14 protein-coding genes are annotated in these 13,427 nt (G+C 66.8%); 2 read left to right on the top strand and 12 right to left on the bottom strand.

What is annotated here, in order from left to right; genetic code table 11:
- Positions 1-236 precede the first annotated feature (236 nt).
- The 3 genes from AC24R4_RS18710 to AC24R4_RS18720 form a co-directional block, all read right to left on the bottom strand.
- Positions 237-1,405, bottom strand: a protein-coding gene (locus AC24R4_RS18710) for an IS3 family transposase (protein WP_487523469.1) whose coding sequence is annotated in 2 segments (ribosomal slippage) — positions 237-1,138 and positions 1,138-1,405 — 1,170 coding nt in all. Because the reading frame shifts where the segments join, the coding sequence is not laid out codon by codon here.
- A gap of 246 nt (positions 1,406-1,651) precedes the next feature.
- Positions 1,652-2,986, bottom strand: coding sequence for an ABC transporter ATP-binding protein (locus AC24R4_RS18715; RefSeq protein ID WP_400395946.1), 1,335 nt, complete (start codon positions 2,984-2,986; stop codon positions 1,652-1,654).
- Positions 2,987-3,022: 36 nt separating this feature from the next.
- Complete coding sequence (locus AC24R4_RS18720) at positions 3,023-4,717, bottom strand: ABC transporter permease (RefSeq protein WP_400395948.1); 1,695 nt, start codon at positions 4,715-4,717, stop codon at positions 3,023-3,025.
- 156 nt (positions 4,718-4,873) lie between these two features.
- Here AC24R4_RS18720 and AC24R4_RS18725 point away from each other — a divergent pair, with 156 nt between their 5' ends.
- The gene (locus tag AC24R4_RS18725; protein ID WP_487523470.1) at positions 4,874-5,161 is read left to right on the top strand and encodes an acylphosphatase; all 288 of its coding nucleotides are present in this window, start codon (positions 4,874-4,876) and stop codon (positions 5,159-5,161) included.
- Here the strand turns inward: AC24R4_RS18725 and AC24R4_RS18730 are convergent.
- The 8 genes from AC24R4_RS18730 to rpe all read right to left on the bottom strand — a co-directional run bounded on the left by AC24R4_RS18730 (position 5,158) and on the right by rpe (position 12,550).
- Positions 5,158-5,919 (bottom strand): uracil-DNA glycosylase, encoded by a 762-nt coding sequence (locus tag AC24R4_RS18730; RefSeq protein ID WP_400393718.1) that lies wholly within the window; start codon positions 5,917-5,919, stop codon positions 5,158-5,160. The genes AC24R4_RS18725 and AC24R4_RS18730 overlap by 4 nt on opposite strands.
- Positions 5,909-6,553, bottom strand: a complete 645-nt coding sequence (locus tag AC24R4_RS18735) for a CYTH domain-containing protein (RefSeq protein ID WP_400393720.1) — start codon at positions 6,551-6,553, stop codon at positions 5,909-5,911. The genes AC24R4_RS18730 and AC24R4_RS18735 overlap by 11 nt, the downstream gene beginning before the upstream one ends.
- A gap of 56 nt (positions 6,554-6,609) precedes the next feature.
- The gene (gene trpC, locus AC24R4_RS18740; protein ID WP_400393722.1) at positions 6,610-7,413 is read right to left on the bottom strand and encodes an indole-3-glycerol phosphate synthase TrpC; all 804 of its coding nucleotides are present in this window, start codon (positions 7,411-7,413) and stop codon (positions 6,610-6,612) included.
- Positions 7,414-7,419: 6 nt separating this feature from the next.
- Positions 7,420-8,448 (bottom strand): anthranilate phosphoribosyltransferase, encoded by a 1,029-nt coding sequence (gene trpD, locus AC24R4_RS18745; RefSeq protein ID WP_400393724.1) that lies wholly within the window; start codon positions 8,446-8,448, stop codon positions 7,420-7,422.
- Positions 8,449-8,513: 65 nt separating this feature from the next.
- Positions 8,514-9,083: an aminodeoxychorismate/anthranilate synthase component II gene (locus AC24R4_RS18750; RefSeq protein ID WP_400393726.1), complete on the bottom strand. Its 570-nt coding sequence runs from the start codon at positions 9,081-9,083 to the stop codon at positions 8,514-8,516.
- A gap of 19 nt (positions 9,084-9,102) precedes the next feature.
- Positions 9,103-10,626, bottom strand: a complete 1,524-nt coding sequence (gene trpE, locus AC24R4_RS18755; RefSeq protein ID WP_400393728.1) for an anthranilate synthase component I — start codon at positions 10,624-10,626, stop codon at positions 9,103-9,105.
- A 464-nt stretch (positions 10,627-11,090) separates the two neighbouring features.
- On the bottom strand, positions 11,091-11,834 hold the full coding sequence (gene gph, locus AC24R4_RS18760; RefSeq protein WP_400393730.1) for a phosphoglycolate phosphatase: 744 nt from the start codon (positions 11,832-11,834) through the stop codon (positions 11,091-11,093).
- Positions 11,835-11,848: 14 nt separating this feature from the next.
- Positions 11,849-12,550, bottom strand: coding sequence for a ribulose-phosphate 3-epimerase (gene rpe / locus AC24R4_RS18765; RefSeq protein WP_029050706.1), 702 nt, complete (start codon positions 12,548-12,550; stop codon positions 11,849-11,851).
- Positions 12,551-12,755: 205 nt separating this feature from the next.
- Here rpe and apaG point away from each other — a divergent pair, with 205 nt between their 5' ends.
- Positions 12,756-13,130, top strand: coding sequence for a Co2+/Mg2+ efflux protein ApaG (gene apaG / locus AC24R4_RS18770; RefSeq protein ID WP_400393733.1), 375 nt, complete (start codon positions 12,756-12,758; stop codon positions 13,128-13,130).
- Between the two features lie 42 nt (positions 13,131-13,172).
- Here apaG and AC24R4_RS18775 read toward each other — a convergent pair whose 3' ends face one another.
- A complete protein-coding gene (locus tag AC24R4_RS18775; RefSeq protein ID WP_400393734.1) occupies positions 13,173-13,370 on the bottom strand; it encodes a hypothetical protein in 198 nt (65 codons plus the stop codon).
- Positions 13,371-13,427: the final 57 nt, after the last annotated feature.

The following is a 13,427-nucleotide window of genomic DNA, read 5'->3' on the forward strand; positions in this document are numbered from 1 at the left end:
CTCCGGGGCAAGCAAAGGGGGCCGCCATCTTCAAGCGCCCTGAAAGCAAAGCAAATCCGTCCCCCCTGCGCTGCCGCGACGGTTTACTCCCCCAAAGATTCGCTGCCGCGACGGTTTTCTCCCCCGAAGATTCGCTACCGCGACGGTTTTCTTCCCCGAAGATCCGCTGCCGCGACGGTTTTCTTCCCCCGAAGACTCGCGACCGCGACGGTTTTCTCTGTAGTGGTCAAGTTTTTTCAGACAGGTGTTAGGGTGGTCTGTTGGAACTTGTCCTCGTAGTCTGTTGGCGACGCGTAGCCCAGTGTCGAATGCAAGCGCACCGGGTTGTAGAAGTCCACGATGTACTGTGTGATGTCGCGCCGGGCTTCGGCCCGGTCGGTGTACCGCCTCTGCCAGACCCGCTCCATCTTCAGGTTTAGGAAGAAGCGTTCGGCTACGGCGTTATCCCAGCAATCGCCCGACCGGCTCATGCTACAAACCAGGCCGTGGCGCGCCAGCAATCCCTGGTACTCCTCGCTTGCATACTGGCTGCCCCGGTCCGAATGCACGATCAGTCCGGGCGCCGGATTGCGCTGCACGATGGCCATCCTCAAGGCCGACGCCACCAGCGCGGCGGGCATGGCCGCTGCGCTGGCCCAGCCCACTACCTTGCGCGAATACAGGTCCAACACCACCGCCAGATACAACCAGCCTTCCCCCGTGCGCACATACGTGATGTCCGACACCCAGGCCCGGTTGGGCTGTGCGGGCCTGAACTGCCTGCTCAGCACGTTCGGCGCCATCGGTTTGCCATGCCGACTGTCAGTCGTCGCCACGAACTTGCGCTTCCACACCGGGCGCAGATTCTCCTGGCGCATCAGCGTGCGGGCTCGATAGCGCCCGATCTTCATCCCCTGTTTGTCCAGATCCTGCGCCACGCGCCGGCTGCCGTAGGTACGTCCGCTGGCCTCGAACGCCGCCCGTACATACACCGCCTGCCGCAAGGCCTTCTCCTTGGCGGCAGGCGCGCGCCCGGCCGCGTAATAACCCGCCCGGCTCACGCCCAGCACCCGGCATGCCCGACTGATTGAGATCGCCTCCTTCTGCAATCCGCTAACCACTCGATAGATCACTTGAGTTCGCGGGCGAAGAAGGCCGATGCCTTTTTTAGGATCAGATTGTCCTCCTTCAGGCGGCGGTTTTCCTCTTCGAGCTGGCGAATGCGCTGCTGCTCAGGCGTCAGCGGCTTGCCCACTCCCTTGCCGCCAGCCACTTCAAGGTCGTACTGGACCAGCCACCGGCGTAAGGCGGTCTCCCCAATCGCCATCGTGTGGCAAACCTCGGCGACCGATAGGCCCTGATTCCGGACCATCCGGACTACCTCCAGCTTGAAGGTAGCGTCAAACTTGCGGCGTTGCTTTGTCATGTCGTCTTTCCTCGTCGATCGTGATTTTCCACCTATCGACCTGTCTGAGGAAATTGGACCACTACACTCCCCTCTCCCGCGCGCGGGAGAGGGGCGGGGGAGAGGGCAGGCGCATGGGGTGCTAACCCGGCCCGGCAAGTGCGGACACGCTAGCCCTCTCCCCCAACCCCTCTCCCGCAGGCGGGAGAGGGTAGCCGCGTCCTCCGGTGCAAGCATGGGCCGCAATCTTCAAGCGCCCTGAATCCCTCACCCCTGCGCTGCAGCGCCGCCGTTCTCCTCCGCTTGCGGCAGCGTCAGCATCCCGCTGTTGAAGGAATAGCCATACACCTCGCCGTAGCGGCCCCAGTCGATGGCGATCTTGAGCACGCGCTCGGCTTCCTCGGGCTTCAGGTAGGCCTCCATCGCGCGCAGGATCGCTTCTTCGCCGACTTCGCCGTTCTCGCTCTGCTCCAGTTCGCGCCGGATGTGCGCGGCCAGCGCCACGTGGGCCAGCAACTGCTGGCCGAACAGCACCTTGCGTTCCGGCGGCTCGGTCTCGTAGTAGCTGCGGCCCAGCGCCGTGGCCGTGATGTCGCCGCGCTCGATGGTGGCCAGGCCCAGCAGCTGCATGGCTTCGCAGGCGGGCAGCAGGTCGTCGTCGGTCAGGCCGGCCTCTTCGGCCAGGTGCGGCAGGTCGGCGCGGCCGAAGAACGGCGATTCGTGCAGCAGGTCGAGCACGGCTTCCATCTGGCTGATATCGGCGTCCGGCAGGCGGTAGCCGATCTGCGCGGCGGCCGGGGCCGGCACGCGTGGCCCCAGTGCGGCGGGCGACGTCATCAGCATGTAGACCTCGTCGATCAGCGCGCGCACCCGGGCGTCGTCGCGGTTGCGCGGACGCGGGAACGGCACTGGCACCTCGGCGCGCACGCGGCCCGGATCGCTGGACAGGATCACGATGCGGTCGGCCATCATCACCGCTTCCTCGATGTTGTGCGACACGATCAGGATGCTCTTGATATTGGTGCGGCCCGATTCCCAGAGGTCGAGCATCTCGTCGCGCAGCGTCTCGCCGGTCAGTACATCCAGTGCGGAGAACGCCTCGTCCATCAGCAGCAGGTCGGGCTCGGTCACCAGCGCACGGGCGATCCCCACGCGCTGGCGCATGCCGCCCGACAGCTCGCGCGGCAGCGCGCTGTTGAAGCCGGACAGCCCGATCATGTCGATGGCCGCTTCGGCGCGGCGCGTGCGCTCGGCGCGGGCCACGCCCTGTGCCTCCAGCCCCAGCTCCACGTTCTGCTGCACCGTCAGCCACGGGAACAGCGCGAATGACTGGAATACCATCGCTATGCCTTCGGCCGTGCCGGCCAGCCGCTGGCCACGAAAATGCACCTCGCCGCGATCGGCCCCGACCAGGCCGGCCATGATGCGCAACAGCGTGGACTTGCCCGAGCCCGACTTGCCAAGCATGGCCACGATCTCGCCTTCGCGCAGGGTCAGGTTCACGCCTTCGAGGACGGCGCGGTCGGTGTGGTCGGCGGTGCGGAACATCTTGCCCACGCCGCGCAGGTCGATCACCGGATCGGCGTTGCCTTGCAGTGCCATCGTAAATTCCTTAGTTCCGGTCGTTGATACCGGCTGTCAGAGCCGGGTGCGCGCCTGCGCGAGGTCGTAGAGCCGGTTCCACAGCAGCCGGTTGAAGCCCACCACGAACAGCGCCATCACGCCGATGCCCAGTGCAATGCGCGGAAAGTCGCCGCGCGCGGTCATTTCGGCGATGTAGCTGCCCAGGCCCGTGGCGACCAGCGTGCGGTCGCCCCACGTCACGTATTCGGACACGATGCTCGCGTTCCACGACCCGCCCGCCGCCGTCACCAGCCCGGTCAGCAGGCTCGGGAACACGGCCGGCACCAGAAAGCGCCGCCACATCAGCCAGCCCTTGAGCCCGAAGTTGCGCGCGGCCAGCCGCAGTTCGGTGGGAATGCCCGATGCGCCCGCCACCACATTGAACAGGATGTACCACTGCGTGCCGAAGATCATCAGCGGGCTGAGCCAGATCTCGGGGTTCAGGCCGAATCGGGCGATGGCCTGGGCGATCGGCTGGGCAATCCGCGCCAGCGACGGATTCAGCCCGATGCGGATGCCCACCGGCACCCAGACCAGTGCGGCCAGCGCAATCAGCACGATCACGCGCACCATCGTCAGCGTGCCCAGCCACAGCACATGCGCGGCCTCGGCCCAGCCCACTTCGCTGTGCACGAAGTGGAACACGCGATAGAGCGCGGCCAGGGCGATGGCGATGATGATGGCGTCGCGCAGGCGGTCCAGCCAGGGCGCCCAGCGCACCGGCGGCGCGGGCAGTGCCACCACGTTGCGATGGCGCGCGCTCCAGGCCAGCGTGCGGCCAGCCAGCGCGGCGGTGCGCTTCAGCACCGCATGCACCCAGGCCGAGCGGCGCAGCAGGTCGAGCAGCCACGACTGCGGCACGGTGTCCTGCGCCAGCGTCTCGAAGCGGAAACGGTCGGCCCAGGCCACCAGCGGGCGGAACAGGAACTGGTCATAGAGCACGATGCCCACCAGCATCGCCAGGATCGCCCAGCCGATGGCGGCCAGGTTTTGTTGCTGGATGGCCAGCGCGATATACGAGCCGATGCCCGGCAGGCGGATATCGTGGCCCGACACGGCAATGGCCTCGGACGCCACCACGAAGAACCAGCCGCCCGACATCGACATCATCATGTTCCACAGCAGGCCCGGCATGGCGTAGGGCACTTCGAGCCGCCAGAACCGCTGCCACGGCGACAGCCGGAACATGGCCGCCGCTTCGAGCAGGTCGCCCGGAATCGTGCGGAACGACTGGTACAGGCTGAACGCCATGTTCCAGGCCTGCGAGGTAAAGATCGCGAAGATGGCCGCGCATTCCACACCGGCCAGATTGCCGGGGAACAGCGCGATAAAGCCAGTCACGGTGATCGACAGGAAGCCGAGGACGGGGATCGACTGGAGGATATCCAGCGCCGGTACCATCACTTTTTCGGCGGTCCGACTGCGCGAGGCCAGCGCGGCAAACGCGAACGAGAACACCAGTGACGCGCCCAGCGCGGCCAGCATGCGGATGCTGGTGCGCATGAGGTAGTAAGGCAGCCATGCCACGTCCAGATGGATGGCCAGCGACTCGCCCGGCTGGTACGGCACGTCCATCTGGCGTGCGGCATAGGCCACGATGACGATGGCGGCCAGGATGATCGGCAGCAGCGCGAGGTCGAAGCGGTTTGGCGGGGCGGTCAACAGGGGGCCGACGTAGCCGGGCGCCTGATTGTCTTGCGTTGGTGGCATGGGCACGGCCTCGGTGGTGTGTCATGCGCCATGCCCGCTCCCCGGGCCCCTTTCCCGCATGGCGGGACGGGGCTGGGGGAGCGGGCGAAGGCATCGTATGCTGACGTCCTAACGCCCAACCGGGCTAGGTAGTTTACCTAGGGGATGAAACGAATCATGACAGGATCGACGGAAACCTGGCGGCTGGTTGCCCACGGCCGCGTCCAGGGCGTGGGCTATCGCGGCCACTGCGCGGACCGGGCAAGGGCGCTGGGGCTGGGCGGATGGGTGCGCAATCGCATGGATGGCACGGTGGAAGTCATCGCCACAGGCGCGCGGGAACACCTGGAAGCATTGCGGGTATGGATGGAGCAGGGCCCGCCGGCCGCGCAGGTGTCACGCGTGGACGTGAAGGCGGCCCCGCCCGAATCCTTCGATGGCTTCGAATGGCGCCCGACGGCTTAGGTTTTCTGCCAGTCGATGCCGGGCCGGCCGTGGCGTTCCAGCCAGTCGTTGGCCAGTTTGAAGTGCCCGCAACCGAGGAACCCGCGATGCGCCGATAGCGGCGACGGATGTGGCGCTTCCAGCACGCAATGGGTCTGGCCTTCCAGCAGCGCGCGTTTGGCCTGGGCATGGCTGCCCCACAGCATGAAGACGAGGTTGGGTCGCGACATGGCCAGCGCGTGGATCACGCAGTCGGTCACGGCTTCCCAGCCGCGCCGGGCGTGGCTGGCGGCACTGGCCTGCTCCACGGTCAGCACCGTGTTCAGCAACAGCACACCCTGGCGCGCCCAGCCTTCGAGATTGCCCGAGGCGCGCACCGGCTCGCCGCCATACTCGGCGGCAATTTCCTTGAAGATATTGCGCAGGCTCGGCGGCACCTTGATGCCATCGGGCACCGAGAACGCCAGCCCGTGCGCCTGCGGAATCTCCACGCCGCCGACCATGCCGGTGCCGTGATACGGGTCCTGGCCCAGGATGACGACCTGCACCGCGTCGGGCGGCGTCAGGTGCAGCGCGTGGAAGACGGCGTGCGGAAAGACCGGCTTGCCGGCGGCGCGCTCGCCATCGACGAAATCGCATAGCGATGCCCAGTCGGCATTGCCCAGGCACGGCGCCAGCAGCTTGCGCCACGCGGCGGGCAGGGCATCGACCTGATCTTGCAGGCAGTCGACGGTCGGGGCGGATTTTGAAGGTTCGGTGACGAAGAGGTCAGCTTGCATCGGACGCGTCGGTAAGTCGGTAGCCGCGAGCGGCCTTGCTGAGATCGATGGGGACCAACGGTGCCACGTGGCCCAGGCGCTGGCTGAAGGCGCGCAGCACGGATTCGGCGTGCGCTTCGTCCTTGTCAGACGGCGCGCCTGTTTTCGGCAGCCATTCGAGTTCGAGTTCCTGGATCGGCTCGGTCCGGGTGGTGCCGGGGGCGCTGATGGTGCCGGTGTCGATGGCGGCCTCGATCCGCTCGCCATCCTGCTCGACGATCCACGTGCGGCGCACGAAATCGGTACGGAAGACCGGCTTCAGCCGGTCGGCCAGCGGCGCCACCACGGCGCGTGCCTGGGCGTCGAAGCGGTCCAGTTCGATGGCTTCGCCGCCAATCTCGGTTTCCCACTCGTGGCGCGCGGCCAGGCCGCCGCCGCTCTTGCCGGCGGTCTTCAGCGTCTGCAGCCACTGGCTGTCTTTCCGGCGCAGCCGCAGCGCGGCGCGCGCACGGGCAAGCTCGCGCGTGGGCGTGTCCAGGTAGACGTTCAGCATCGTGACTTCGCCACGCGCGTCGCCGTGGGCGTCGAGCCACGCCGCCACGGCTGCCAGCGCGGCATCGGGCAGGGCCAGCTTCAGTTCGATCTCTTTTGCCATCGCCGTGCTCCGTCGTGGGTCGGTCAGTCGTGGATCGGTCGCGGACGAATCGTCGATCAGCCAAACAGCCGCGCCAGTTCCACACCCGGTTCGGGCGCGCGCATGAACGCTTCGCCCACCAGGAACGCATGGACGTTGGCGTCGCGCATGCGCTGCACGTCGGCCGGGCCAAGAATGCCCGATTCGGTCACCACCAGACGGTTGTCCGGCATGTGCGGCAGCAGGCCCAGCGTGTTGTCCAGCGACACCTCGAACGTGCGCAGGTTGCGGTTGTTCACGCCCACCAGCGGCGTCTGGAGCTTGAGCGCGGCGTCGAGTTCGTCGTTGCCATGCACTTCCACCAGCACGTCCATGCCCAGTTCGAGCGCGCAGGCTTCCAGCTCGGCCATCAGCCCGTGGTCCAGCGCGGCCACGATCAGCAGGATGCAGTCGGCGCCCCAGGTGCGCGCTTCGTAGACCTGATACAGGTCCATCATGAAGTCCTTGCGCAGGACCGGCACGTCGCAGGCGGCGCGGGCGCGCTTCAGGTAATCGGCGTGGCCCTGGAAGAAGTTCACGTCGGTCAGCACGGACAGGCAGGCTGCGCCATGCGTGGCGTAGCTCTCGGCAATGGCTTCGGGCACGAAGTTCTCGCGCAGCACGCCCTTGGACGGCGACGCCTTCTTGACCTCGGCAATCACCGCGGCGTGGCCGGCGGCAATCTTCTCGCGCAGCGCGCGCGCGAAGCCGCGCGGCGCCAGCCCGGGCTCGCCGCGCAGGCTCTCGGCTTCTGCGCGCAGGCTTGGCAGGTCGCGCTTCTTGCGCGCCGCGTTGACTTCGTCGGCCTTGACGGCCAGGATCTTTTCGAGAATGTCGGACATGGCGATTTACTTAAATTGCTGCGTGGCGCGCACGAACTGGTCGAGCTTCTCGCGGGCGGCGCCGCTGGCGATGGCGTCGCGCGCACGCTGGATGCCATCTTCGATCGAACTGGCCACGTTGGCTGCGTAGAGCGCGGTGCCGGCGTTGAGCGAGACGATCTCGCGCGGCGTGCCCGGTACGTTGCCCAGTGCTTCGAGTAGCATTTCCTTTGATTCGGCGGCGTCGGCCACCTTGAGGCCCCGGTTCGAGATCATCGACAGGCCGAAGTCTTCCGGATGGATCTCGTACTCGCGCACTTCGCCATCCTTCAGTTCGCCCACCAGCGTGGCGGCGCCCAGCGATACCTCGTCCATGCCGTCCTTGCCGTAGACCACGATGGCGTGCTGCGCGCCCAGGCGCTGCATCACACGCACCTGGATACCGACCAGGTCGGGGTGGAACACGCCCATCAGGATGTTCGGCGCATCGGCCGGGTTGGTCAGCGGGCCCAGGATGTTGAAGATCGTGCGCACGCCCATTTCCTTGCGGATCGGCGCCACGTTCTTCATGGCCGGGTGGTGCGTGGGCGCGAACATGAAGCCGATGCCGGTCTGCTCGATGCACTGCCCCACCTGATCTGGCGTGAGCATGATGTTCACGCCGAGCGCCTCCAGCACGTCGGCGCTGCCCGATTTGGACGAAACGCCACGGTTGCCGTGCTTGGCGATCTTCGCGCCGGCCGCGGCGGCCACGAACATCGACGCCGTGGAGATATTGAACGTATGCGACCCATCGCCGCCGGTGCCGACGATGTCGACGAAGTTCTGGCGGTCCTTCACCTCCACGTGGTTGGCAAACTCGCGCATCACTTGCGCGGCGGCCGAGATCTCGCCGATGGTTTCCTTCTTCACGCGCAGGCCGGTCAGGATGGCGGCGGCCATCACCGGGCTGATCTGGCCCTGCATGATCTGCCGCATCAGGTGCAGCATTTCGTCATGAAAGATCTCGCGGTGCTCGATGCAGCGCGTCAGTGCTTCCTGGGGCGTGATGGACATGGCGGAATCTTCAATATTGGGGGCGGCTGGAAGGTCGAAGGTGCAGGCGGTATAGTCGGCGCGCCTCATCTTGGCGCCTTGATGAAGTTGGCCAGCAGCGCGTGGCCGTGCTCGGACAGGATCGACTCGGGGTGGAACTGCACGCCTTCCACATTCAGCGTCTTGTGGCGCACGCCCATGATCTCGCCATCCGGCGTCCAGGCCGTGACGGCCAGGCAATCGGGCAGCGTCTCGCGCTCGATGGCCAGCGAATGATAGCGCGTCACGTCGAAGTGTTTCGGCAGGCCCGCGAACACGCCTTCCTGCGTGGTTTCGATCGTGCTGACCTTGCCGTGCATCACCTGCTTGGCGCGGATCACCTTGCCGCCGAACGCCTCGCCGATGGCCTGGTGGCCCAGGCACACGCCCAGCAGCGGCACCTTGCCGGCGAAGTGCCTGAGCACATCGACCGAGATGCCGGCCTCGTGCGGGCTGCACGGGCCCGGCGACACGCAGATGTGGTCCGGCTTCAGCGCCTCGATCTCCCCGATCGAGATTTCATCGTTGCGATAGGTCCGCACGTCGGCGCCCAGTTCGCCAAAGTACTGCACGAGGTTGTAGGTGAACGAATCGTAGTTGTCGATCATCAGCAGCATGTCATCTCTCCCGGGGGGCTCAGAGGTCGGCGTCGAGGCCGTCCTGGACCTGTTCGGCGGCACGGATCACGGCGCGCGCCTTCGCCTCGGTTTCCCTCCATTCGGCCTCGGGGTCCGAGTCCGCCACGATGCCGGCCGCGGCCTGCACGTAGAGATTGCCGTCCTTGATCACGCCGGTGCGGATGGCGATGGCCAGATCCATCTCGCCGCCGAACGACAGGTAGCCCACGGCGCCGCCGTAGATGCCGCGCTTGCGCGGTTCCAGTTCGTCGATGATTTCCATCGCGCGCACCTTGGGCGCGCCCGACAGCGTGCCGGCCGGGAAGGTGGCGCGCAGCACGTCGAGGTTGCTCATGCCCTCGCGCAGCGTGCCTTCCACCGAGCTGACGATGTGCTGCACGTGCGAGTACTTCTCGATCACCATCTTGTCGGTGACCTTGACCGAACCGGTCTCGGCAATGCGGCCGATGTCGTTGCGCGCCAGGTCGATCAGCATCACGTGCTCGGCGATCTCCTTCGGATCGTTGAGCAGTTCGGTGGCCAGCTGGGCGTCGCGGTCGGGCGTGCTGCCGCGCGGGCGCGTGCCGGCCAGCGGGCGGATCGTGACGATGCGCGCGGTCTCGGTGTCGCCGTTCTGGGGCGTGCCGACCTTGCGGGTTTCCTGGCGCACCAGGATTTCGGGCGACGCGCCCACCACCTGGAAGTCGCCGAAGTTGTAGAAATACATGTACGGCGACGGGTTCAGCGAGCGCAGGGCGCGGTACAGCGACAGCGGCGAGTCGCGGTACGGCTTCATCAGGCGCTGGCCCACCTGCACCTGCATCATGTCGCCGGCCATGATGTATTCCTTGGCCTTGTGGACGGCCGTCAGGTAGTCGGCCTTGGCGAATTCACGATAGACGTCGGTCTGCACCGACGGGCTGGTCACGGGCACGTCCACCGGCTGGCGCAGCTTCATGCGCAGTTCGCGCAGGCGCTGGCGGGCGCGGGAATAGGCTTCGGGCGTGGTCGGGTCGGCGTAGACGATCAGGTAGAGCTTGCCGGACAGGTTGTCGATCACGGCCAGTTCTTCGCACAGCAGCAGCTGGATATCGGGCAGGCCGAGGTCGTCGGGCATCTGCTTGTCGGCCAGCTTCTTTTCGATATAGCGCACCGCGTCGTAGCCGAAGTAGCCGGCCAGGCCGCCGCAGAAGCGGGGCAGGCCCGGGCGCAGCGCCACCTTGAAGCGGCTTTCGAACGCGGCGATGAAGTCCAGCGGGTTGCCTTCGTGCGTTTCCACGACCTTGCCGTCGGTCACGACCTCGGCGCGCTGGCCGAAGGCGCGGATCAGCGTGCGCGCGTGCAGGCCGATAAACGAGTAGCGGCCGAAACGCTCGCCGCCCACCACCGATTCCAGCAGGAAGGTGTTCACGCCGCGCGTCTGCGACTGCGCCAGCTTCAGGTACAGCGACAGCGGGGTTTCCAGGTCGGCCAGCGCCTCGGCAATGATCGGGATGCGGTTGTAGCCCTGGTCGGCCAGCGATTTGAATTCCAGTTCGGTCATGTCGATCCTCTACTTGCGGCGCCGGCCAGTCTGGACGGGTCGGGCGGCACCGTGATGTCGTCTGCGGGATGGGAGGGCGACAAGCTGCATCAACCCGCCTCCCCGGGGGGGCGGACCGTGGCGCACACGTGAATCGATGAGGCTGCACACGGCCAGGGGCGGCGCGTGGCACGTTCTCGAGGCTAACCGTAGCACAGGCGCAAGCAGGAGCAACCGGAACTACGGCGCTGGCGGAAGGTTCTGCCGGGGAGGCCGGTCGTCAGGACATCTGGACCGGTCCGGCGGAGCCTGGGTGGGAGGGCAGTCCGCAGACCGCGGATGTCCGGGCGACCCAGGCCCGTCAGGAAACTCGCGAACGCACTTTACGCCTGTTCAGAGGCGCGCCAGCGACGCCAGGGCCAGGCCTGCCGATCACTGCCAGAAAAGATGCGTTTGCGGTTGAGGAACATTGATGTGTTCAGGGATTAACCGTGAGGGTTTGACCGGTGTGCAGCAAGGATCGCTGCCACGCGGGCAATGTCGCCGACTATACCATCGGCGTCAACGCCTTGTACAGGGTTGCCATGGTTGTAGCCATAGGGCATCAAGAGCACACCCATGCCCGCCGCGCGGGCCGCGCGGGCGTCGTTCTCGGAGTCGCCAATGGCCAGCACGGCGGCCGGTTCCAGGCGGAAGGCCTCGGCCACCTTGAGCAGCGGATAGGGGTCGGGCTTGCGCAGCGCAAAGGCGTCGCCGCCGTAGACCAGCTCGAAATAGGGGGCCAGGCCGGTCTTGGCCAGCAGCGGCTCGGTGAAATTCCAGGGCTTGTTGGTCACGCAGGCCATGCGCAGGCCAAGCGCCTTCAACGCCGCCAGGCCCTCGCGGACATTGGGGTAGACATTGGAGAACTGGCCATTGATGCGCACGTACTCGCGGTCATAGAGCGCGTAGGCGTCGGCAAACAGCCCGTTGGCGTGCAGCGGGCTGAAGCGGGCGTCCAGCACGCGGCGGATCAGGTTCTCCGACCCCTTGCCGACGAAGCTGACGATCTCCTGTGCGGACATCGGCTCCACCGGACCCAGGTGCGGATGCTGGTGCACCAGCGCCAGCAGCATCGCGTTGACCGACGCATGGAAGTCGCCGGCGGTATCGACCATGGTGCCGTCCAGGTCGACGATCACCGCCTGGATGCCGCGCCAGTCGGTGCGGCGCAGGATTTCGCTTGTCATCGTTCGCGCCCGCCTTACTTGCCCACGCCGGCCAGCACGTCGCGGAACTTGCCGATGATGCCCTTGTAGCCGCCGTCGGCGTCAGGCTTGCCGAACACGGCCGAGCCGGCCACGAAGGTGTCGGCGCCCGCCGCCGCGATCTCGGCGATGTTGTCCGGCTTCACCCCGCCGTCCACTTCCAGCAGGATCTGGCGGCCGGTGCGCGCCGTGTAGGCGTCGATCCGGGCACGCACGGCGCGCAGCTTGTTCAAGGTCTCGGGGATGAACGACTGGCCGCCGAAGCCCGGGTTCACGCTCATCAGCAGGATCACGTCCAGGCGATCCATCACGTGGTCCAGGTGGTGCAGCGGCGTGGCCGGGTTGAACACCAGGCCGGCCTGGCAGCCGTTGTCGCGGATCAGCGCCAGCGAGCGGTCGATGTGATCGCTGGCTTCCGGGTGGAACGTGATGATATTGGCGCCCGCCTTGGCAAAGTCGGGAATGATGCGGTCCACGGGGCGCACCATCAGGTGGACGTCGATCGGGGCGGTCACGTGCGGGCGGATGGCCTCGCAGACCAGCGGGCCCACGGTCAGGTTGGGCACGTAGTGGTTGTCCATCACGTCGAAGTGGATCCAGTCGGCACCGGCCTCGGTGACGCGGCGCACTTCCTCGCCCAGGCGGGCGAAGTCGGCGGACAGGATGGACGGGGCGATGCGGTAGGTGGGCTGGCTCATGGCTGGTCTGACGCTGGATTGAGGCGCTGAAGGCGGCGGATACGGGGGCGATCCGCGAGAATGGCGCGTATTTTACGCCGGTCCGGCCCGATCCTGCCCGGCAAGGCGCGCTTGCCCCTGCCCAGCCCTTGCCGCACAATGCGACACACCCGGCCGCGCCCCCAGGCGGGACGCCGGCCAGCCGACCATCCTCATCCGTCGAACAATGAGCGAGTACGCTTTTTCCGTGGCCGTACGCACCCAGTACATGGCCGACCAATCGGACCCGGACCGCGGGCGCTATGCGTTCGCCTACACCATCACCATCCACAACATCGGTGAAGTGGCCGCGCAGCTGATCTCGCGCCACTGGATCATCACCGACAGCGACAACGTCACGCAGGAAGTGGCGGGGCTGGGCGTGGTGGGCCACCAGCCGCTGCTCAAGCCGGGCGAGCACTTCGAGTATTCGAGCTGGGCCACGATCTCCACCCCGGTGGGATCGATGAAGGGTGAGTATTTCTGCGTGGCCGAGGACGGCCACCGCTTCGAGGTGCCGATTCCCGAATTCGCGCTGGTGCTGCCGCGCATGCTCCACTGAGCGGGCGGCGGCGCGGCGGCGTGCGGGACGCCCCCGGGGAACCTAGGCGTCCGGCGCCTTGTCGGTCTCCTGCGGCGCCTGGCCGGCGCGCGACGGATGGTCCTGCGGCGCGCGGGTGGGACGCGGATGCTTCTTCGCGGTGCCCATCGTCCAGACCACGATGAATATCAGCAGCAGCAACGCCAGGCCGGCTTCGGCGGCCAGCAGCAGGGTGGGGTGGTTTTCGAAGAACTGGCTCATCGCGTGGGGGCAGGCTGTGACAGTCGGCGGATCGGGTTGAGATCGGTTGAGATCGGG

The sequence above is a fragment of the Cupriavidus sp. CER-90 genome (genome assembly GCF_057652055.1).